29 protein-coding genes are annotated in these 21778 nt (G+C 36.3%); 24 read left to right on the top strand and 5 right to left on the bottom strand.

Features of this window, described 5'->3' with window-relative positions; genetic code table 11:
* Nucleotides 1-376 precede the first annotated feature (376 nt).
* Both B9N79_RS13055 and B9N79_RS26760 read right to left on the bottom strand, forming a co-directional pair.
* Nucleotides 377-886, bottom strand: coding sequence for an ImmA/IrrE family metallo-endopeptidase (locus B9N79_RS13055; protein ID WP_085118586.1), 510 nt, complete (start codon nt 884-886; stop codon nt 377-379).
* Between the two features lie 414 nt (nt 887-1300).
* The gene (locus tag B9N79_RS26760; protein WP_085118583.1) at nt 1301-1654 is read right to left on the bottom strand and encodes a helix-turn-helix domain-containing protein; all 354 of its coding nucleotides are present in this window, start codon (nt 1652-1654) and stop codon (nt 1301-1303) included.
* Between the two features lie 172 nt (nt 1655-1826).
* Between B9N79_RS26760 and B9N79_RS13045 the strand changes: the two genes are divergently transcribed.
* The 12 genes from B9N79_RS13045 to B9N79_RS12990 all read left to right on the top strand — a co-directional run bounded on the left by B9N79_RS13045 (nt 1827) and on the right by B9N79_RS12990 (nt 7886).
* Nucleotides 1827-2051: a helix-turn-helix transcriptional regulator gene (locus B9N79_RS13045; RefSeq protein ID WP_085118581.1), complete on the top strand. Its 225-nt coding sequence runs from the start codon at nt 1827-1829 to the stop codon at nt 2049-2051.
* Between the two features lie 168 nt (nt 2052-2219).
* On the top strand, nt 2220-2528 hold the full coding sequence (locus tag B9N79_RS13040) for a helix-turn-helix domain-containing protein (RefSeq protein WP_085118578.1): 309 nt from the start codon (nt 2220-2222) through the stop codon (nt 2526-2528).
* A 102-nt stretch (nt 2529-2630) separates the two neighbouring features.
* The gene (locus tag B9N79_RS13035) at nt 2631-3143 is read left to right on the top strand and encodes a helix-turn-helix domain-containing protein (protein ID WP_167555121.1); all 513 of its coding nucleotides are present in this window, start codon (nt 2631-2633) and stop codon (nt 3141-3143) included.
* The gene (locus tag B9N79_RS13030; protein WP_085118573.1) at nt 3140-3406 is read left to right on the top strand and encodes a hypothetical protein; all 267 of its coding nucleotides are present in this window, start codon (nt 3140-3142) and stop codon (nt 3404-3406) included. Before B9N79_RS13035 ends, B9N79_RS13030 begins: the two co-directional genes overlap by 4 nt.
* A gap of 18 nt (nt 3407-3424) precedes the next feature.
* Entirely contained in the window at nt 3425-3637 is a 213-nt protein-coding gene (locus B9N79_RS13025) for a YqaI family protein (protein ID WP_085118570.1), read from the top strand.
* A 98-nt stretch (nt 3638-3735) separates the two neighbouring features.
* Nucleotides 3736-4668: a YqaJ viral recombinase family nuclease gene (locus tag B9N79_RS13020; RefSeq protein WP_085118568.1), complete on the top strand. Its 933-nt coding sequence runs from the start codon at nt 3736-3738 to the stop codon at nt 4666-4668.
* 13 nt (nt 4669-4681) lie between these two features.
* Nucleotides 4682-5596, top strand: coding sequence for a recombinase RecT (locus B9N79_RS13015; RefSeq protein WP_085118565.1), 915 nt, complete (start codon nt 4682-4684; stop codon nt 5594-5596).
* Nucleotides 5597-5769: 173 nt separating this feature from the next.
* Nucleotides 5770-6531 carry a DnaD domain-containing protein gene (locus tag B9N79_RS26400; protein WP_205635667.1) on the top strand — a complete coding sequence of 254 codons (762 nt, stop codon included), beginning with the start codon at nt 5770-5772 and terminating at the stop codon, nt 6529-6531.
* Nucleotides 6419-7234, top strand: coding sequence for a DnaA ATPase domain-containing protein (locus B9N79_RS13005; protein WP_094041264.1), 816 nt, complete (start codon nt 6419-6421; stop codon nt 7232-7234). The genes B9N79_RS26400 and B9N79_RS13005 overlap by 113 nt, the downstream gene beginning before the upstream one ends.
* A gap of 14 nt (nt 7235-7248) precedes the next feature.
* Nucleotides 7249-7446, top strand: a complete 198-nt coding sequence (locus B9N79_RS26140; protein ID WP_085118558.1) for a hypothetical protein — start codon at nt 7249-7251, stop codon at nt 7444-7446.
* Nucleotides 7437-7622, top strand: coding sequence for a Fur-regulated basic protein FbpA (gene fbpA, locus B9N79_RS12995; protein ID WP_167555120.1), 186 nt, complete (start codon nt 7437-7439; stop codon nt 7620-7622). Before B9N79_RS26140 ends, fbpA begins: the two co-directional genes overlap by 10 nt.
* Nucleotides 7623-7685: 63 nt before the next feature.
* Nucleotides 7686-7886, top strand: a complete 201-nt coding sequence (locus B9N79_RS12990) for an XtrA/YqaO family protein (RefSeq protein WP_085118554.1) — start codon at nt 7686-7688, stop codon at nt 7884-7886.
* 241 nt (nt 7887-8127) lie between these two features.
* Here the strand turns inward: B9N79_RS12990 and B9N79_RS12985 are convergent, their stop codons facing one another.
* Nucleotides 8128-8952: a hypothetical protein gene (locus B9N79_RS12985; protein ID WP_240516691.1), complete on the bottom strand. Its 825-nt coding sequence runs from the start codon at nt 8950-8952 to the stop codon at nt 8128-8130.
* Between the two features lie 2009 nt (nt 8953-10961).
* Between B9N79_RS12985 and B9N79_RS12975 the strand changes: the two genes are divergently transcribed.
* The 5 genes from B9N79_RS12975 to B9N79_RS12955 all read left to right on the top strand — a co-directional run bounded on the left by B9N79_RS12975 (nt 10962) and on the right by B9N79_RS12955 (nt 13583).
* On the top strand, nt 10962-11513 hold the full coding sequence (locus B9N79_RS12975) for a hypothetical protein (RefSeq protein WP_085118546.1): 552 nt from the start codon (nt 10962-10964) through the stop codon (nt 11511-11513).
* A 247-nt stretch (nt 11514-11760) separates the two neighbouring features.
* Nucleotides 11761-12213, top strand: a complete 453-nt coding sequence (locus B9N79_RS26565; protein WP_085118543.1) for a hypothetical protein — start codon at nt 11761-11763, stop codon at nt 12211-12213.
* 227 nt (nt 12214-12440) lie between these two features.
* On the top strand, nt 12441-12935 hold the full coding sequence (locus B9N79_RS12965) for a hypothetical protein (protein ID WP_139814835.1): 495 nt from the start codon (nt 12441-12443) through the stop codon (nt 12933-12935).
* Nucleotides 12936-13023: 88 nt separating this feature from the next.
* Entirely contained in the window at nt 13024-13146 is a 123-nt protein-coding gene (locus B9N79_RS26755) for a hypothetical protein (protein WP_276208849.1), read from the top strand.
* Nucleotides 13146-13583 carry an ArpU family phage packaging/lysis transcriptional regulator gene (locus tag B9N79_RS12955; RefSeq protein WP_085118536.1) on the top strand — a complete coding sequence of 146 codons (438 nt, stop codon included), beginning with the start codon at nt 13146-13148 and terminating at the stop codon, nt 13581-13583. Before B9N79_RS26755 ends, B9N79_RS12955 begins: the two co-directional genes overlap by 1 nt.
* Nucleotides 13584-13639: 56 nt before the next feature.
* Here the strand turns inward: B9N79_RS12955 and B9N79_RS12950 are convergent, their stop codons facing one another.
* Entirely contained in the window at nt 13640-14527 is an 888-nt protein-coding gene (locus tag B9N79_RS12950) for a hypothetical protein (RefSeq protein WP_085118533.1), read from the bottom strand.
* A 624-nt stretch (nt 14528-15151) separates the two neighbouring features.
* Between B9N79_RS12950 and B9N79_RS12940 the strand changes: the two genes are divergently transcribed.
* Complete coding sequence (locus B9N79_RS12940; protein ID WP_085118528.1) at nt 15152-15625, top strand: hypothetical protein; 474 nt, start codon at nt 15152-15154, stop codon at nt 15623-15625.
* A gap of 325 nt (nt 15626-15950) precedes the next feature.
* On the opposite strand, the gene B9N79_RS12935 is transcribed toward B9N79_RS12940, so the two are convergent.
* Entirely contained in the window at nt 15951-16181 is a 231-nt protein-coding gene (locus B9N79_RS12935) for a hypothetical protein (RefSeq protein WP_085118526.1), read from the bottom strand.
* 107 nt (nt 16182-16288) lie between these two features.
* On the opposite strand from B9N79_RS12935, the gene B9N79_RS12930 reads away from it, so the two are divergent.
* The 6 genes from B9N79_RS12930 to B9N79_RS12905 all read left to right on the top strand — a co-directional run bounded on the left by B9N79_RS12930 (nt 16289) and on the right by B9N79_RS12905 (nt 21750).
* A complete protein-coding gene (locus tag B9N79_RS12930; protein WP_085118524.1) occupies nt 16289-16687 on the top strand; it encodes a hypothetical protein in 399 nt (132 codons plus the stop codon).
* A 91-nt stretch (nt 16688-16778) separates the two neighbouring features.
* On the top strand, nt 16779-17372 hold the full coding sequence (locus B9N79_RS12925; protein ID WP_085118521.1) for a hypothetical protein: 594 nt from the start codon (nt 16779-16781) through the stop codon (nt 17370-17372).
* 50 nt (nt 17373-17422) lie between these two features.
* Complete coding sequence (locus B9N79_RS12920) at nt 17423-17872, top strand: terminase small subunit (protein ID WP_085118518.1); 450 nt, start codon at nt 17423-17425, stop codon at nt 17870-17872.
* Nucleotides 17853-19145 carry a PBSX family phage terminase large subunit gene (locus B9N79_RS12915; protein WP_085118515.1) on the top strand — a complete coding sequence of 431 codons (1293 nt, stop codon included), beginning with the start codon at nt 17853-17855 and terminating at the stop codon, nt 19143-19145. Before B9N79_RS12920 ends, B9N79_RS12915 begins: the two co-directional genes overlap by 20 nt.
* Nucleotides 19146-19157: 12 nt before the next feature.
* Complete coding sequence (locus B9N79_RS12910) at nt 19158-20570, top strand: phage portal protein (RefSeq protein WP_085118512.1); 1413 nt, start codon at nt 19158-19160, stop codon at nt 20568-20570.
* On the top strand, nt 20563-21750 hold the full coding sequence (locus tag B9N79_RS12905) for a minor capsid protein (protein ID WP_085118509.1): 1188 nt from the start codon (nt 20563-20565) through the stop codon (nt 21748-21750). Before B9N79_RS12910 ends, B9N79_RS12905 begins: the two co-directional genes overlap by 8 nt.
* The last annotated feature ends 28 nt before the right edge of the window (nt 21751-21778 follow it).

Here is a 21778-nt window from a genome sequence, read left to right as displayed (position 1 = left end):
TACTATTTTTATAACAGTAAAATAGTCTTGATTATTAGATACCTAGTCCTTTGTCTTTTATATTCTCTACTAAATTAACAACAATTTAAGGGAGGACAGGGTACAAAGTTATGTATGAAAAAATATAAATGGAAAATTGGGTAATTTAGTTCATTAAAAAAGACTCAGTTAAAAATTATAACAGACTGAAACGTATGGTTAAAGAGGTTTATTTTTCCATGTGCGAAAACAGACAGGTAGTATGTTTTATTTTTTAATACACTATATTCTTTTATTCTAAGTCAATGTAATCCATAGAATAGGAGATAATTAACTCGCTATCACTAAGCCCATAAGCTTGTTATTTATTTCAGTCTGTTAAAAATATTAAATTCAATTAAAGGCCAGAAAGGGATGGTATTAACTTAGTGAATATGTAATTTCTTTTATAGGGTTTTCGCCCCAATAATGAAGAAATTCGTTCCTTACACACATCGATAGGAACTTCAAATAACTCTGCTGTATGAGCAACATCATCTTCCTTTATGTAGTGAACCATATGATATGGAAGCATGGCATATTTTATAAAATTTTTCGCTTCCCATTCTTGTAATTCTTTGAACGAGGGAGGAATTCGATCTTGCTCTCCTGCATGACGGATGATATGACACAGTTCGTGGAAAAAGAGTAGCTTGAACTGCATCGTTGGAAGCCCAGTATCTAGAAACATGAAATGGTGGTTCTTTCGTTTGATACTGAAAGAAGCGTATGGGTAGTGGAAAATCTCGATTCCAAATCTCTCTGCAATATTAGAGACCGTTAAATCGCTTGGTTTTAAAATATCTCGTTTAATATACTCTTTAGAGATTTGCTCCTCCATATGAGAAGGGACGTAAGAATGATTCATAGAATAAAACCTCCTTGCAAATGTGATAAGACAAAAATAAAGAAAAACTTATCTTCATTTTTCTTCTTAACCCCTGAGTAAATGATTAAAAGGGACATTTTAAATTTTTATGTATAAGAGGCTAGAAAGCCTGTAATAACAGCATTTTTATGTTCAAAAAGAAAATACTTTCCAATGATGAAGAACTGAACCGCGAATGAACAGGTAATGAACGGACGATTCTTGTGTCCCTTGTGGCTCTAAGGGTGAATAGCTTGTGTTTTTTAACAGTAAGGAACGGGTGCTGAACCACGAATGAACAAGTAATGAACTTATATTAATAACGGCATTAATAACGTCAATAACATATAAAGAATAAGAAGAAGAGACATCCATAAAAAAACGAGTGGAGAAAGGCAACATCCACTCGAAATCTTACTCATTATTTTTGTTGCCTTGTCGTTCTTTTTTCCACAGGTGGTATTCAATACGTTCTAAAGCTTGTTTTTTTACATCCTCAATTTCTTCTTTGGACAATTTATCAATTCCATGGAAGTGTAATTCATCAAAACGGATAGATTCTTCAGGTCTATATTCATTGCCTGTTAGAAGGTAATCGATAGAGACATCAAAATACTTAGCGATCTTTTGAAGTGTCTCATAGTCAGGCTGTCTTTTACCTTGTTCATAGGCAGTATAAGCTGGTCTAGTAATCCCTAAGAAATCAGCAACCCTTTGTTGTGTAACGTTTCTTTTTTTTCTCAAGGAAGTCAATCTTACTGAAAACATTCAGCTCAACTCCTTTCTCTACTAGCTATTTTAATGTAACAGTTAGTTACTTTAAATGCAACGTAACAAAATGACACTTTTTTTTATAAAAATGCATTGACATAGTAACGAAGTGATACTATTATGATAGTAACGAATCGTTACTAAATGGTTTAACAAAGGAGGGTGAGAGATGCGGGATTGGTTAAAAGATATACGCATGGAGAAGGATTTAACTCAATCAAAAGTAGCTGAGAAGGCAAATATTGAACGTGCATATTATACAATGATTGAATTAGGTGCTAGGAAACCAAGTGTTACCGTAGCCAAATCTATTGCAAGAGTATTAAATTTTAATTGGACACTTTTTTTTGAAGAAAAAAGTAACGAAACGTTACGTAAAACAAACTCTGCATGAGAGATAGAAGTTAAATATCAAGGAGGTTTTGTCTATGTCCTTACAAGAATTTTTGAAAGCTACATTCATTACCGTCCCAGCATTTTATTTTTCCATAGGATTAATCATTCATGTATGTCTCGAAGAAATAGAGAACTTTAAGAAATGGCGAAAAAGAGGTGCTATGAAATGAATGTCATTAAAGTAGAAGTCGATATGGATCAAATTCGTCAAGCTATTCGTGAGGAAGTGGCAAAAGCCGCGGAAGAGTTCCAAGCGAAACATCAATATCCACCTTTACTCACAATGAAGCAACTTCAAGATTTTTTAAATATCAAAGTGACGAAGGCATACGAGCTTATTAAACGACAAGACTTTCCAGTTACTCGCGAGATGGGACGTCCAATGGTTCCGACTCACATGTTGTTGAAATGGATTGAACGAAATACACAATGGGTGAATGAGAACACGGAGTATTTTAATTCAAGAGCAATATAATAGTTTGCTAGTTTAGGATAGCAGGTCAACTCGCCATAGCAATAGGGAGTATGTATGGCTGGTGTTTAAAAAATAAAATCGAATATGACAAGGAGAGAACTTATGAGAGTAAAAGCAAGTCTCGGAGATGCTTTGAAGGAGAAAGGAAAGAGTCAAACCGCATTTGCAAAGGAGGTGGGTTATGACCAATCAACCATCTCAAAATGGGTTACTGGGAATCGAACCATCACCAAAGAGGCAAAGCCAATTCTGGCAAGAGCAGTAGATAGCTTTAAGTATTATACAACACTTATTAAGGAAACGACGGGGATTGGGTTTGCTCCTTACATGGATGGCAAGAAAATCAAACGGGATGTTGCTTCATTAAGGGTTCTCGTTGAGCAGGAACAGCGAGATACCATGGAATTTTGGGATAAAGACTTTTGGTATGTGCCAGCGGATTCCGCCAACGAACGAGAGATTCAAGAAGCAAGACGGTTTGTACAGGAATACTCAGAAAAGCTAGCCATTGAGTTTAACTTGTTAGGTGCATTTTGTGAACAGTATCGTTTCTCGTTAAAAGAAGTAGACCAGAAAAGGGATTTAGCTTTTAAAACAAGGGGGTTCGTAAAGTGAAGTATACTGACCGGATGGAACGCATTTATCAAACGGTGAAACGTTTAGAGGTTACAACAGAGGATTTAGTATTACTCACAGATTCTAAAATGGATGAATTACAGGATAAAGCGTTTGATGCTTTGTATCTTGTTCAACATCTAAAGAAATTGAGTAAACCTAATCGAGTACATGAATTAGCTCTTACGTTACAGGAACAGGGATACGATGTTGATATTGTACCTCATTACTCGTTAAAACAAAAAAGAGCAGAAAAGTTGTAGAAAGGAGAGCGAAGGAATATGGAACACCCAACTATTACTCAATTGAACCGAAACGGATATTTAAACATGATGGCACAACCTGAACATGCAGGAATTGATTACTTTGGAACAGAGTTATTTCCGGGAGATGATATTGTAGAAGATCCAGCAACAGGAGATGTGGTACTAAAAGAAGATTTAGAGAAGTATTTAGAGGTTGTTTATGATTTTAAATTTTCCCAAGCAGAATAGAAAAGAGCCCGTAGCGGACACTACGTGCTCTAAGGTCTATGCATTCCTGGTTGACCTTATATTACCGCATAGACCTCTCAAAATCAAGGAGGTTGCTCATGGAGTTAAAGATTTTAGTTTCTACTCAAAATATGAGTTACGAAGAGTGGAAAGGGATGAGAAGAAAGGGGATTGGTGGTTCAGATGCAGCTGCTATTGCGGGACTAAGTAAGTGGAAATCACCTGTTGCAGTTTACCTAGAGAAAATTGGACAAGCTCCAGAGGAAGAAGTCAACAGTGAGGCGGCTTACTTCGGAACGCAACTCGAAGACTTTGTGGCAAAAGAGTTTTCGAAACGGACAGGATTTAAAGTAAGACGGAAAAATGCGATGCTTCAACATCCTGACTATCCTTTTATTCTCGCAAATGTAGACCGCTTAATTGTCGGAAAGAAGGCAGGACTAGAGTGTAAGATTGCTTCCGAATATTTGAAGCAAGAATGGGAAGATGAAGAAGTTCCCATTCAATATCTCATTCAATGTCAGCATTACATGGCTGTAACAGGATATCAAGCTTGGTGGATAGCCGTACTGATCGGTGGAAACAAGTTTGTTTATAAAAAGATTGAGCGAGATCAAGAGCTGATTAAGCAATTAATCGAAATTGAGACCGACTTTTGGAACAACCATGTGGTGTTAAAAGAGCCACCATTATTTGATGGCTCTCAAGCTTCCACTGATTTACTGAGTCATATGTATCCAGAAGGAATCGACGAGGAAATCGAGCTGCCTGAATCAGTTAATCGTTTGTTAGAAGATTATCAATCTGCTAAACAAGCAAAAGCGGAAGCTATAAGCAAAGTGAAAAAAATCGAAAATCAAATAAAAGCCCTGCTCGGTGAATATGAACGTGGCGTGACCAAGGAGCATGTGGTTACATGGCGCAACGTTCAAACCAACCGTTTTGATAAAAGAGCGTTTGAGAAAGACTATCCAGAGTTATTAAAGAAATACACTAAAATCGATTCATACCGTAGATTCAGTTTTAAGTAAGGGGGATTTATAAATGGCAACGAATCAATCTGTAAAAAGTCAATTAGCCAAGAAGAACAATAGTATGGCGAAACAACCGAATAGTTTTCAAGGACAACTTAGCGATATGTTCAAAGACCAGTTTAAAGCGATTAAATCCATTGCTCCTAAGCACGTGACACCTGAACGGCTTGTACGTATCGGATTGAACGCTGTTAGTCGTAACCCCAAGTTAATGGAATGCACACCCGAAACAATTGTAGGAGCGGTTGTAAATTGTTCGATTCTGGGAGTTGAACCAAACCTTCTTGGTCATGCGTATATTGTACCTTTCAAGAATAACAAGACCAATCGCATGGAAGCCCAATTTCAATTAGGGTATCGAGGGCTCATCGATTTAGCGAGACGAACAGGTGAAATTACCAGCGTTTATGCGCATGAAGTTTATGAGGGAGACGAGTTCGAATACAGTTACGGTCTAGAAAAAGATTTAAAACATAAGCCAACGGGTGAAGAAGATGGAGATAAAATCACTCATTTCTATGCCGTGTACAAGCTGAAAGATGGAGCGTATGACTTTATTGTGATGAGTCGAAAACAAGTAGAGCGTCACCGAGATCGTTTTACCAAAAGTAAAAAGAACGGAACCGTATTCGGCCCATGGAAAGACCACTTCACAGAGATGGCAAAGAAAACGGTTTTGATTAAATTGCTGAAAACAGCGCCTATCTCCATTGAGCAACAGGAAGCGAGAACGGTAATGGAAGGGCTAAACCAGGATAACTCGGTCAGCAAGGTTAAAGAAGGACAGTTTGGAGATGCTTTCATTGATGCCGAGTATCAAGTGGAAGATGAACAGTTCGAAGAGGAAACGAAGCCTTCTAAGCCAGAGAAACCAAGTGTATTTGATGGCGTTGAAATTCAAGACGAGGAGTTGCCATTTAAGTAATGGAATACAAGATATCCTTTCCTCATTGTTACAAGTGGATGTCTTCCAATACAGAACAATATGAGCAGTACATCAAAGAGTTTTTATCAAAATACCATCCAGACTATGAACTTGTAAGGATAGAAAAATATCACGCTGTATGTAGGAAGAAATGATGGAAGGAGATGCGGGGCATGAACAATTTCACAACGGGGTACGTCATCAAGCCCCGTCTATCTTTCTCAAACCGATTTGATAAAGCTTTATATGGACTATTTGTTGATGAGGCGAATTTTGCTACAACCGACTATTGTGAGCGAGGACAGCAACGTTATGTCATTAAGGAGTTAGCCAAGGACTTAAGAGTTACAGTCAATGTGATAAGCAACTCGATTAAGCGATTAGAACAGCAAGGACTCATTCAAAAAGAGACCTTGAAACAAAATAAAGGTATTTTAATTACGGTCAATCGTTATGACGACTATCAAAAGCTAACAACATATCAAAAACCAAAAGAAGTTCAATCAAAAACAGAGCAAGTAGAATCCTGTTCTAAACGAACAAGTGCTCATGAGTTCTACCAGCAACAAATCGGGATTCTAGCCCCGATGATTGCTGAACATATTACTAAGTGGGTTAGTGACTTTAATGGGAACCATGAGGTCATCATTGCGGCTATGAAGATAGCCGTAGAACGAAATATTCGAAACTGGAAGTATATTGAGCGGGTTCTAATAGATTGGTACGCCCAAAATGTTCAAACGATAGAAGACGTTCAGGCTCTAGAGAAGAAAAGAAGGAGGGAACAACGGAATGCTTCAAGCCAACAAACGGTTCAAAAGTATGGAAGAAGTGCTCCACGATCTTCGCCAAAAGACAAACGAACGACAAGCGAATTCTATAAACCAACCCCAGACCGGAACGACATTGACCTCGACATCGGAGACCTCTTATGAATGTGCGATATGTAAGGATACAGGTTTTGTGTGGGAGAAAGTAAAGACTGGATTGTTTTATAAAAACGTAGAGCAAGTTGTGGAACAAGCGAGACGGTGTGAGTGCTATAAGAGAAAGAATATTATGCGTTTGTTTCGTAACTCTCACATCACAGAGGAGTTTAGAAAATTAGGGTTCAATAACTTCACCATAGAAGGGAAGCCTGCACCGATTCAGGATGCGTTTAAGAAAGCCGTACTGTATTTTAAATCCTTTCACCGACTGAGGGAAGACCGAACAAACAGTATTGCATTACTAGGAAACCCAGGTGCGGGGAAGACTCATCTGTTAAGTGCGGTTGCTAATAACCTTATGAAATCACAAATACCGGTTTTGTATTTTCCGTATCGTGAAGGATTTGATGAGTTAAAGGATAGATTAGAAGACCTAGAGAGTAAGGTCGAGCGAATGAAAGACATAGATGTACTGTTTATTGATGACTTGTTTAAGCGAAGTGCAACAGAGTTTGAAATTAAGACGCTTTATTCCGTCATTAACTATCGGTACCTTAATCATAAACCTATCCTCATTTCATCGGAATGCTTAGTTGATGACTTGCTAGATATTGATGAAGCGTTGGGATCACGAATTTATCAAATGTGTAAGCAGTATCTAGTTGAGATTGTTGGAGATCGCCGTCAATTGAATCACCGTTTAGCATGAAGGAGGAATTTAGGATGTGTCAACTATGTAGGGGAGTAGGAGTGGTTCATCATAATCATGGAGGCATATATGAAACAACCACTTGTCCTGACTGTGATAGTCAGGGAGTGAATGATAAACATTATCTAAACATTGATTTGTATCTGCAACGGCAGCGGTTAAAGAAAATCATGGAACAATGGGAGCAACAGGATGTGAGGAAATGCAGTTAAAAGGAGCGGTTGAACAACGAAAAGAACAATTAATCCAACAGCTTATTTTTGACAAAGGATATATCAAGGAAGAGTACAACGAACAGCTATATGAGCTAACTTTGTCGGAGTTAGAAGCTTTGTATGTGAAGTATGCAAGAGAAAAATTCTCTATTAGTTACGAGGTAAAGAAATAAAAAAAGACCAGGATTCCTCCTAGTCTGTTGGCTACTATTATTATACCATAGGAGGAATCTTTGATGAAATTACAAGAACTTAAAATAGATGTGAATACCATGAAATTAGAAGTGGATGTGACGAAGCCAAGGGGAAGCTTTGCGGTGGTTGTATGTGATGGGAAAGCAAAGTTAACAGAGTTGCCTCAACATGGAGAAACGAAGATTATTACGCATCAAGGTAGGGTGAAGCGCGTTAAGTTTGATGAAGGGGAGGAGTTTTGAAAGACAAGGTTTTTATGCACTCTTCCTATGTTGAAGTAGGGAGAAAAGCTTTCTATATCAATAATGTATACGAACTTGCATAATGAAGTAAAAAGGGAAGGCAAAGAACCCTTTATTTATAAGAGTTCTTTGCCTTCCTAACTTCCATGAAGATATATTATGTAACTAGATCTGTATACGATATACAGATCTAGTTACATATAACATACATCTTTACTTACAATGCCTTCTTTAATAATGATTAGTCACTATGCGCTGGTAGATCGGGAGTCACCTTCTTTGACCGAAACAGATGAAATACAGCTGTAACAAGTGATGAAAACCAGATAATTAGCATAATGCCAGAAAGGATTGGAAGAGCTGTCCATTCAAAAACAGAACGTCCTATGACTGTTTGTATACTAATCAACAGAATAGAAATAGTCCAAGCTAAACTCCCAACATGGATTAGCCATTCCGGATGCCTTTTCTTAATATGAGCCTTCTCGGATAGCCATCCTAACAACGGCAATGCCTGCAAAGCATGGAAACCAAGACCATGAAGGACAATTAGATTTCCTGTTCCCCCTATATATCGACTTTGGAGAACGCTCATCCATAATCCAGCGGCAAAGGCAAACATGATGGATAAAAACGCATACCGGATGCCTAGTACTACAAGTGGACGTTCATTCGTCTGTCTTTTTCGATAAAAAGAGATAGCAAGCAGCACAACTACAATCATAATCAATAGTGAATCAAGCGCGAATAAATTACCAGCAATTGATTCGACTGTGTTAGAAGCAACTCTTGAAAATCGAGGATTAATCCCTCGAAAGTGCTGAATTGTTTCGATCGCATAGGCATAGAGTATGGCAGGTATAAAAAACCAACGAATAGCAGCACGTTTGCGTGAACTTAGACCCGATAGTGGTAAAATGGCTGCTATGGACAAAAGAAACAATGCCAGTGCTACATCAAAGGAAAATGCACGTTCTAAGTTTCCTTCTGGCAAAACCACATTCCCAAATATATAAGCATAAAGAGCAATTCCAATTGCAAGCACAAATCCAAGCAAACTAATCATTACAAGTAGCTTTTCTCCTCTAAATAGCTTCAATTCAGGATTACCATCACAATAGTGATTACGCTTAATAGTTTACTTTTCATATAAACCTCCCTATGTCGATTACTTCCTAATTATTGTAAATGGTATATAACGTAAAAGTAAGCGTTCATAGACCTAAAACATAGTAAGACTTAAGCTGTAATTTAATTGCATGTACAGCATTAAATAACAAAAAAATTTCCGATAACGAGAATTATGTTAACTAAAAATGAATAGGGTATACATTTAAAAAAACAGAAAAACCTACTGACCATGGGGACTGACCCCATGCACAGTAGGTTTTTCTGTTACAAAATGAGATGTCATAGAGCGATGCTATATCGCATCGTAAGTAGTTTGCTCAATAAAGTATCAATTATTCTATATTACAACATAAGAACAGAGAGGTTGGAGTGGGACCTCTCTGTTTTTCAACATAGCTAAATTTTGGTGAATTTATGGAGATTTCCTATTATATATATGTATTGGTCTAAAAACTTGTTACTATCCCCTTAAAATAAGTATTTTTCTTTGATGAAAAACGCATGGTCTTCCTCATGCGTTTCGAATTGCATCTTCTTCATTAAGCCTAATTAAATAGAGACAAAGCACTCAAAATAGATTATATAATACACTATTTAGGGAAATACCCAAGACAATAGGAGGCGATAAAATGAGTGAAGAATTTTACAGAAAAGAAATTGCTTATGGTCCACAGCCATGGCGACAATATGGTTCTTTTTCTGATGATATAGGCCCATGTCGAGAAGGGTCCACAACTTGCATTGGTGATATAAGGTATTATTGTAGAAATGGTCGTTGGAGACCTACCTCCCAGTATTGTCAGAGTGATAATACACCAACATGGCCACCATATGGTTCTTTTTCTGATGATATAGGTCCATGTCGAGAAGGGTCCACAACTTGCATTGGTGATATAAGGTATTATTGTAGAAATGGTCGTTGGAGACCTACCTCCCAATATTGTCAGAGTGATAATACACCAACATGGCCACCATATGGTTATGGTCTACAGCCATGGCCACAAATATGGTTCTTTTCCTGATGATATAGGCCCATGTCAACAAGAAGGGTCCACAACTTGTATTGGTGATATGAGGTATTATTGCAGAAATGGTCGTTGGAAACCTACCTCCCAATATTGCCCGAGTGATATATATCCCCGTGGGTATTAGTTATAAAAAGACTGCATTTCAAATGCAATCTTTTTATGACTACTTAAGTTAGGGGTACCACCAACATTTCGCATTTGGTCTCAACGACTGGAAATTTACGATTCGTAACCCATTAAATCTCTCTACCGAATTCGGATTTCATTTCTTTACTAAAAGGTAGAAAAGTATAAGGGATAGCATCAAGATTCCGTATTTATCTGAACAATGAATAAATCAAGAGTATTTAAAGCAGTCTAGAAAAAATCGAGTGGGAATTTACTTTAAATACTTGATATCTTAACTCAGTAAACGATGTATTTAACATATTCAAAGTAATTGCAATGAGGGCTACACAAACATATATCGGTAATGTCATGTTTAGCGCTAATCATGCGGAAATATTTATCTCCTATTTCATTCATGTCCACTCGACACGAAGGGTCTTGGTATGCAACAAAATATGTGATCCCCTGATATATTAGTATAACAAGTAGCACAACAAAAAGGATCTTCGATTTAAGGATCGTTTTTCAATGCCGATAACAATCATTATGGTAACAAAAAAAGGTTGGGCGTCTAAAAGACGCCCAACCTTTTAAAAATGGGTGCCCAAAGGATGCTAAACCTCTTTCGTGTCCGATAATAAGGATTATGTAAACTAAGTATGAATATGATATATACATACATTATATAAATTGATAGGCATGTACCAGAAGTAAGTATAATATAAAGACACATTTTTAATAGATTGTACACTTTGTCCCTATCTCTATTCTATTAGTATTCATATTCTAGCAAAAAAGGAGTGATATTATGAGAAAAAGAAGAAATAATAGTCGGAGTATGCCCTGGTACCCAGAATCAGTAGTAAATGGTGGACAGAGTATGCCCAATAATTTTGTTAATCCAGGAGGAAATAATACACAGTGTGAGTGCATATCATCAGGGTTTAGAGCTCTTGGAACTGCCATCCAGCCAGTGGCTGCAAATGTCCCTTTAAGAGTTTTATATCCAGGTGTAGAGTTTGATTTAAATAATGAATATCAAATTCCAGCTACATTTGTCCCAAACCAACGTGGCATGTACTCTATTACTGCGAGTGTAGCATTTAATCCTAATAACTTAAATGTAACTAGCGCTCTTACTCTGCAAATTTTTGTAAACAACGTTCTAAGAGCTACAGATAACGAGAGTTTTGTACCCGGAATAGGAACTTCAGACTTAGCAGTGACTACTATTGTTGAATTACAGGCTGGGGATAGAGTGGAAGTTTTCTTCCAATCTTCTGGTGCTGGTCGAATATTTCCGTCAAGTCCTTTTGCCAGTATGGCAACGCATTTTGAAGCAGGTAGGCTTCCATCTTAACAATAACCTTCCTAATTTTAGGGGATAAGAGAGATGCTTCGGTATCCCTCTTTTTTATGGGCAATTTTTTGTATAAAGAAGAATCAACAATCAAGAAGATAAGGGGAAAAATCTTCAATGGCTTTTTACGTACGATAATCGGTTTTATGTGAAATAAAGCTGTCTATGGTATACAATGAACTTCTACATAAAGGCTAGATAAGGAAAAATAAAAAGATTATCTAACTACATCAAGGGAGGAGTTAGTGTGATTTTCAAAGACTTCGGGGAATTTAGAGACGTATTATTTACAAAGAGAGATGCAGGAAAAGTGACTTGTAGCGTGAGGGAACGGACTCACCATAGTTCTTTGGATGATATAAATCATTTTGTTAAGCAACTGGGATATCAAGGATTGGGAAATGATTGGGATTCAGTAGATGAGCAAATGGCAAGAAGGATTATTACCTATATCTTATCAATGGATTTAGCCTATGATAGTGATCTGGATTCTACACCTATAGCTGGGGAGCTTTGTGATTATTTTATAAGTTTGCTTTCTTCTCAAGCAGAATATTATACGAATGCTCATTTTGACGAAGACTCAGGTCATTTTAGACTCGAAGAATGGAGTTCTATCTCATCATCTACGTTTGATACGGGGGTTATTATCATAGATCACAATAAAATGGGGATACTGTGGGTTGAAGACGAAGATTAATATGACTTACTTTCTTAGTTTCTATATTATTTGTCGTGATAGTAAAAAAGGGAAAAGGCCACTAAATGAACGGATGACATTTGTTTAGTGTCTTTTTAATTTTCTGAGCAAAAATTAAATGAAAAATATGTTTGGATTGGTATAATAAAGTAGAGTAGGAAATTTGACGGAGTTACTCCTCAGTAGGAGAAGGTAAGGCGTGTTAAGTTTGATGAGGGGGAAGAGTTTTGATGATTGATATCATCAACGTTAGAAAGAAAAGTAAGAATGCTCTAGGATTCTTGAATAGGTTGGAGAAAATGGCTCTAGGACATAGAATTAAAAATCAAAATGATAAGTTCATCTTTGGAAAGTATATTAAAAGCAATCTTTCTACTGAAGAAGTAAAAGTTATGATTACGGAAATTGAACTAAACCAAAATAAATGGACTGAATACTTAAAGCTGCTATTCAGTTTTGGAGTAGCTTTTATAACAGTAATTTGTTCTTTTTTTGCAGTGTTAAGTATTGCACAGTACAATTTTGATCTTCAACTTGCTCTGAAATCAGCTGAGCAGGGAGGGGGATTTCAATTAATAGGTATTCACAAATTTTATAATACACTTAAGGATATGTGGTTAATTCTAAGTTTTATCATAATAGGAATTTCATATATAAGTTTTATTTTACTACCTAAAAGAAGAATACTATTTTTATCTATCCTAAAGTCTATAGAAAAATAAGTTCTACCAGCTCACTGGAGGACACTGAATGAGTGCAAAAAGCATTTGTTTGGTGTCCTCTTTTTATTTTATAAAGGAGGAAATCAGATTGAAAGTCAAAGTGACAGTAAAGCAATGCAAAGGCTGTCCGTGGTTAAAACAAAATCTATGTATGTTTCAACGTTGTGTGAGAAGATATGGATTTGTTGCAGACAAGAAGGAGGAGAAGTAATGAATCAACTATCCTTTACCTTACCAAAAATTGATCGTGAGAAGACTCGTAAAGCGGTAGAGGGAATTCTGGAAAAGTATCGATTATACTTACTGCAGGTACCAGAGACAAAGCTTCCAAAGGTTACAGCAACATACTCTTTGGTTCCTCCACACTTTGGAAATGAGTATCATTCTTCTACAGAGGAGGCTGTTATCAAGAGAGTTGATTATGAGAGGGAACGAGATGCTTTTTTAAAACGAGTTCAGCAGGCAGTTAATCGCTTATCTTTTAAGGAACGGCAGATTATTATAGAACGCTATATGGGCTTTGAAGAGAAGTATGATTATGAGGTTTATAACGAATTAGGTATGAGCGAGCGTGGATATTATCGGGTGAAGGGAAGAGCCTTTTATAAGTTGGCTTTTATTTTAAATTTAGAAACATCTATACTATAGAAAGCTAACTTGAGAACTTGGCCTATAATGTAGATTTAATTCCCAAGCTAGTAATTTTATATATCAAAATTGAAATCTATATTTTCTAAAGGGATATTGTCAGAATCTTTATGCTCCTGATATATTACATTTGAATTATAATAATATCCTTTGAACAGATATAATTTATAGTTTAGCCAACTATTTAATAAGTGAACTAAATTATAATCCATTTCTTGCATACTAGGTCGTTCTTTATCTTTATAAGTCCACTTATGTTTTACGCCATGGCGACTTAAAAGGCCAGAGCCCTCTTCAGTGTTCATAAAATGCTTGTAGTTGTTTACTTTCTCTTTATATTCATTTACCTTCTTACGCAAAGATTGTAATACATCCTGTTTCACTTCAGGGTGAGCTTGAGATTTAGGGGAAATACGTTCCATATCATAGACAATATTCTCTAGAATCTTATTCATATTTATCAAAAATAATAGGATTTGTTCATTAGCCAGATAGTATAAAATAAGATTAGCACACAAAATGGTATCTTTAGATGCTAGTTCCATAAAGTCCTGGTAAGGGTTAGAAACTAGATGTTCTGGATAATCAACCTCTATCTTTGAAAAAGGGTTAGATAACTGCTCATATTCTACTAATTCAAAGTGCTCGTTCTTTTTGGGGGAATATCTTTCTATAAAATTCCCTCTAGAATCTGTCTTAAATGCTACCTCTTGATACGAAATATCATAATTACCATGTAATCGTATTATACTGTTTAAGCATTTTAGTATAGCCAGCAATTTATAGTAGGCTATTTTAGGATCAGTAATAGAGTTAGTATGTATTGATGTGAAATAATGTAATTCGGTTTCGGAATCCGTATATTCGGTAATGATACTTGCATGAGAAGAAAACTTTTTACGGGTGAAGCTTATATTATTAGTATGTACAGGGATACACCACATATTCATTCCTCCTATTTTAAAAAGTATATCATATCAAGAAATAATTAGAGTAGTGTTGACAGAAAAGAGACAGAATACTGACAAAACATTCATACTTTATCATGTTAATATGTTATTAGCTTATAAAATATAGTAAAGTACTTCTCATTAGGAGGAGTGCTTCTTTCTTTGTGCCTGATATGTGAAATACTCGTTATGTAGTTGGAGTAAGATTTCTAGTTGATGAGTAATTTTTCGAGTTTTAAGTGAATAATAGCCGAAACGTTTCGTATAGCGTTCATATTTAAGATGTGTCTGGGTGAGGAATAGTTGGAGTTGTTCTAAATTATTCATATGACATCTCCTACAGGAGAATTATATCAATTTATCTCTGTTTTATTTGTTGAAAACGTGTAAAAAGTCATATTTTCCTGCTGAAGGGAACAATTTAAATATCTTTATAGGTTTTTGGATAAAGAGGGGTAAATATCATGAATTAAAAAGAATTTCTATTTCCCAATTTGTTATAGAACTTAGAATCATCTGAGTATCTTTTATTTTGCCATCCTTTTTTAAGTCTCCTTAATGAGAATAAATATCTATCTAAAGGGAAACACTAAACTAAAAACATAAACGGAGGAGTTTATGAAGCAGCCTGATTTCGATTTAGGACAGGGATGGTGGTACCCTGCAATTCTTGGTTCAGTTTTATTTTTAATCGTGTTGTTTATGCCGAAAGTAAGAATAAATTGGAAGGAAATTTATATAACTTTCGGGATAATTGGTTATATTGTCTGGATGATTGACACAACGATAGCTGTTCCATTTGACATATTTGATATAAATCATCCTAAAAAAACCGGATTATCTGAGATTGTACTTTATGGTGTCATCCCCTCATGTTTATCCATCATTTATTTAAATTTATATAAAAGGGAAAAGAAGTGGACTTTGGTTACGTTCTTTGTCATTATATCCTTTATCCTTGAATGGTTAACAAGTAAAGTGGGAGTAATGAAAGGAGCATGGCAGATATGGTGGTCAATACCTATTTTTGGGGTTGTCTATGCTTTTTTCTTACCATGGCATCTAAAGTTTATACGAAAAAAGTGGAATTGACTCGGAATATTGGGAGATTTAAATTATTATAAAGCAATTAGTGTGACGAGGTAGTAAAAGTTTCTTATGTATTTTATTTTTGCTAATTATTATGCATGTGTTGAATTTTTTCAACATAGGATATTGTATAAAAGAAAAGGTTACTTTAACATGCCAGTGTCAAAGCAACCTTCAAATAATTATTATTACAGGTATCCTATAAGATGTAAGATGAAATCGAGAACACTTACTATGACACTTACAATGTAGAGGGGAATTTCTTTGTACTTCATTAAACTCCTCCTTTCTAGGAGGGAGATTAAAGGGAGTTAGGGCCTCCCTTTAATTAATTTATATGTTTTTCAATTGTAGAATATGCGTATATTTGAATATAACCAGCATCCTTTGCAGGATGCTTCTTTTGGTTTAAGTATTCATTTTTTAATTCCCACAGGATATGTAATTGTTGACCAACCTTTTGAGTCTTAATTGAAAAAAGACCATAGTGGTGAATACAACGTTCATACTTAAACATTGTTTGATCCAAAAATAACTGAAGTTGCTCTAACTCGTTCATATGTCACCTCCTTATTGGAAAGTATACCTGTCTATCAACCTAGTTTAAGTTAAAATTATGTAAATAGACCTTTTTATCCCTTATAATAAAAGAGGGAGGTGAGAAAGTTGACTAATAAACAACAGGTTAATATATCTAAATTCGATGCTCTAAACAGATTAAGTAGCTATAGTGAAGACGTCGAAAAAATATATGAGGATATTCGGAAATTAGATTTAATTAACGATAAAGAAAAAAGAAAGATTATATTAAACGAAATAAAAGAGAAATACAGAAGTATTAAAGAGAATCTAAAAGCCGAGTGGAATCAGTTAGAAAAATATGAAACTGTCGGGGTAGTGTCGAAATTTTATTTACCAGCACTACGAGATATGCTACATAATTCAACATTACTTCCAGTAAATCAAGTAGCTTTTAAGAATATAGATAAACTGCAACATTCTTTATACGATATTAAAGACTATGCGGAGTATTGGATTAATCAATTAGAGCAATACAAAATCTAAAGCATCCTTTTTGGGGTGCTTTTCTATATGAAATTAAATTCAAATCATCTTATATCCAATATAACGGATATAGGTAAGGAAGGCGAAAATTATGAAGAAATTAGAATATATGATTCCTTATTTGATTTTAGGTACAGTTGGGGTTTTGAATTTAATCATTCTTTATGCAATTATGGAATCATTCCAGGTAGATATCAAAGGGTTTTTTACAGCATTTATAGGTTTCTTTGGTTCAATCATTGGGGGATTACTTACACTCATTGGCGTTCAGATGACTTTAAAGCATAAGGACAGAGAAGCATTTCTAGACAAGTTTGCTGAAAGGCATTTGTTTATCAATAGTATTTATAATGAACTTAAGCCGTATATAAACTATTCTACAATATATAGATTTGCAATTATGGATCAAGAGGCTAAATGTTCTGCGATGAAACAAAAAGTCCAGGAGTTTATGAAAGTTATATCTGAAAATAAATCTAATCTTTATAAATTTATGGATTATGAGGATCTGGAGCTCGTAGACATCTACGAAAAGTTTTTAGAAGGGAGTCTTCGCAAACAAGACTTTGATGAGGAGACTGCGGATGCCTGTTATAAAAATATGCAAAATATAATAGAGTGCGTGAGGAAGAGTAAGGAAAAGTTAGAAATAAAATATCGCAGTTATAAAAAAAGAGCAATCTAAAAGGTTGTTCTTTTTTAGTAAGCTTATTGATTGGAGGTAGGGATGATGTGATGTCTAAACTAACCCATAAACAACAGGCATTTGCTGATTTATATATAAAAACGGCAAATGCTACAACTTCATACAAGAATTCCGGCTACAGCGTGAAAAGTGATAAGGCAGCTGCTGTGGAGGGAAGTAAATTACTTAGAAATCCTAAGGTTAAAGCTTATATTGAAGAAAGAATGGCTCAGAAGAGTGCTCAACGAGTAGCCAAACAAGATGAAATCCTTTCTTTTCTTACACAAGTCATGCGCGGAGAACTTACCGAACAAGTTCCAATTGGAGTAGGGGAAGGAATGCAGGAGTTAGAAGACAAAAATCCTTCTCTCAAGGACCGTGTAAAAGCCGCTGAACTCCTCGGTAAACGGTATGCTATGTGGACAGAGAAGAAAGAAATTGAAGGGAATATGGGGGTTACCATTGTTGATGATGTAGGTGATGATCTTGAACACGATTAAAATTAGCGACATCATTACTCCTCACTTTCAATCCTTCTGGAAAGCCTCCAACAGTCGAAAGTACCTCAAACATGTGTTAAAAGGTGGACGTGGTTCCGCTAAGTCTACTCACATTACGCTCAAACTCATTCGGGATATGATGAAGTATCCGGTCAGTACTTTATGTGTTCGTAAGGTTGCCCGAACCTTAGAGGAATCGGTATTTGAACAGTTAAAAGAAGCCATCGACATTTTAGGTGTGGAGGCGTATTGGCATGTCAATAAGTCACCGCTTAAACTAACCTACTTACCACGGGGAAACAGTATTATTTTTCGTGGAGCGGATGACCCTGCTAAGATTAAATCTATTAAGATTAGTAAGTATCCAGTTGCCTTTCTATGGATAGAAGAGTTAGCCGAATTTAAAACAGAGGATGAAGTATCGACCATCGAAAACTCGGTCTTACGTGCCGAATTACCCGATGGTCTTTTTTATGCCTTCTATTACTCGTACAACCCACCAAAACGCAAGCAATCATGGGTGAACAAGAAATACGAGTCTGCTTTTGTACCTAAGAACACATTTGTTCATCATTCTTCTTATTTACAGAATCCTTTTATCTCCAAGGCTTTCATTGAGGAAGCGGAAGAGACGAAGAAGAAACAACCGCTCAAATATCGATGGGAATACCTCGGGGAAGCTATCGGAAGTGGTGTGGTTCCGTTTGATAATCTTACGTTCCGAACCATTACAGATGAAGAGCTTAAGAGATTCGATAACATTCGACAAGGGATTGACTGGGGATATGGGAATGACCCGTTTGCTTTTGTTCAGTGGCATTATGATAAGGCTCGAAGAAGAATTTATGCGATGGATGAAATCTATGGTGTGAAGCTTTCCAATCGAAACGTAGCAACCATGATGAAGAAGCAGAAGTTTGATAACGGATGGACGATTGCTGATAGTGCCGAGCCAAAATCCATTGATGAAATGAGGTATGAACATGGTATTCGCAAAATCAAAGGAGCGAAGAAGGGACCAGGTTCTATTGAGTATGGAGAGAAGTGGCTAGATGACTTAGAGGAGATTGTAATTGACCCAAATCGTACACCAAACATTGCGAAAGAGTTTGAAGACATTGACTATGCCACAGATCAAGACGGAAATCCAAAACCGCAACTTGAGGATAAAAATAACCACAGTATCGATGCGACTCGTTATGCTTTTGAAAATGATATGAAAGACCATAAACCAAAACGAGATAAGAATATCCGTAAGAAACTCGGAATCTAAAGGAGGGAGACGATGAATTTTGAAATAGGTGGAGCGGTCCGAATGAGAGGACGAAGATTTCATGAGAATGCGAACGAAATATATCGTTTACCGTCTTTTGATTACTTGTCCGAGGATGCTCTAAAGAAGTTTATTGAAAAGCATGAAACGGAGCAAGTTCCGCGGTTGAAGAAACTAAAAGACTACTTTCTGAATCATACAAACATTAAATATCGAAATGATAGAGCGGATGAAGAACGAGCGGACTATCGGATGAGTCACAATTTTGCTCGTTATATTAGCATTCTCATTCAAGGTTATATTTTAGGAAAGCCCATTACGTATAACCATGAAAATGAAAACTTGTTGACTGCTCTAAATGAATTCAATGATCGCAACAAAGAACAATCACATAACAGTAATTTAGAACTTAATCTTTCTATCTATGGCCGAGCTTTTGAGCTAGTGTACATGAATCAACAGAGTGAAGAATGTGTGGCCATCGTTGACCCGATTCAAGCGTTCCTTATCTATGACACAACCGTTGAAGGAAATGTTGTAGCAGGGGCGCGCTATTTTAATGTCCAGATTGGGGAAGATGTAGATCGGTTTATTGAAGTATACGACGACCAGAAAATTTATAAGTACCAATCAGGAGAGAACTTAGAGAACATGAGACTTATAGGAGAGCAACAACATTATTTTGAGGGTATTCCGCTTATCGAATACTGGAACAATGATGACCGTATTGGTGATTTTGAAACGGTGCTCGACCAGATTGATGGGTATGATGTTTCGCAGTCCGATACATTAAACGGAATGGAGGACTTTGCCGATTCTTATTTAGTATTAGCGGGTCAACCGAATACCGAATCTGAAGATATTCAAGAAATGAAAAAGAGTCGAGTGATTGTGCTTGATGACCCTACGAACGAGGGTGTACAACCAAATGCTTTTTATCTTACTAAGACCTACGATGTAGCAGGAGAGGAAGCATTCAAAAACCGAACCGTCAATGACATTCATAAGTTCTCGTTTACACCCGATTTATCAGATGAAGAGTTCAGCTCCAATGTAAGTGGAGAGGCAATGAAATATAAGCTGTTCATTCTCGATCAGTTACGTTCTACGAAAGAGCGATTGTTTAAAGAGGCTCTCATGGTACGCTTACGTTTAGTTGCTCAAATGTGGAAGATTAAGCGTAAGGACGCCAATATTGAGGACTTAGAGATTGTCTTCACACCAAACCTTCCAACGAATACAAGTGAGCTCGTGCAAACCGCTAAAGACGTAACAGGCATTGTAAGTGAAGAAACACAACTCTCTATTCTTCCATTTGTAGAAGACGTCCAAGCGGAAATGGACCGTAAGAAAGCGGAAAGTCGGGAGCAACAAGAGATGTATGAACAACAACCCCTCTTTAAACAAGGTGTTATGAATGGCTAAGGGTTCATTAAAGATCGTAAAAGTAGATAGTACAACTGGAAATCGATTAGCAGGAGCTCAATTTGAATTACGTAACCAAGGCAATAGGGTAATTCAAAAAGGATCTACAAATGATAAGGGTATTTTGCTCTTTCAAGGTTTAGTTGTTGGAGAATACTTGCTTGTCGAGGTTCAAGCTCCAAAGGAATATGAACAAAATAAGAGCAAGTATTCCATAGTTATCAAGGCAAACGAAATAACTGAAATCAAAATTGAAAATACATTATCTCCAAACGCTCAGCATTCTTTATACGAGCGGTTATTACTTGTGTTTGTAGCCTTATGGGCAGTAGAAGTAGATACGCAGCTAGAAGTCGGAGACATTTTAAATTACCTATCTGACAAGATTCAAAGACATGTCGAATCTCAAGTTCTGCGTTTAGGTGAGGATAATCAATTATCTCTTAACAGGGCCAAACAAAAACCTTCCCAAAAAGAGATACAGCGCTTGAAGAAGCAAATTAAACGTAGACGAAAGCAGTCTAGGAAAGAACATGCCTCAGGGAGAGATAATTCAAATCAAGACCAACAATTAGAGAACCTAGAGCGGCAGTTTCCTGAAACGTATTTAGATGTTCTCATAAATGAAATTGAATTGGACATGATTGATAGCTTTCATGAGCAAGAAAACTTAATAGAGGAATATTTGGAAAATATCGTAGAGGAAGTATTTGACCAGATTAGTGGAGAACTAGATGTATCCACTTCTTATACCGAGGAAGAAATCCATGACATAGTAGATGCCGAATGGTCAGGTGCTCACTTCTCCGATACACTCTGGAAAAATAAAGAACAGCTTATGTTTAATCTAAAACGTATTATCACTCAAGGTTTAATCCGTGGGGATGGAATTGAGGAGATGACAAAGGCTTTGCAAAAAGAAATGAACGTTGCAAAGTATGCTTCGGAGCGTGTAATTCGAACGGAGACGGCTTATGTTATGAATCAATCTACCTTAAGAGCTTATAAGAAAAGTGGATTTAAACAGTATGAGTTTACCGCTCACATTGATGAACGAACATCCGACAAATGTAAGAAGAAAGATGGAAAGGTTTATAAGATTGAGGAAGCAAAAGTAGGCGTTAACGTTCCACCTCTACATCCCAATTGTCGTTCTGCTATTTTACCTGTTATCTATTGACCTAAGCATGTCGTTAAAAGGCTCAGAA

This window comes from Priestia filamentosa (assembly GCF_900177535.1).
In the GTDB taxonomy this organism is placed as follows: domain Bacteria; phylum Bacillota; class Bacilli; order Bacillales; family Bacillaceae_H; genus Bacillus_I; species Bacillus_I filamentosa.
This window is presented reverse-complemented; position numbering and strand designations above follow the sequence as displayed.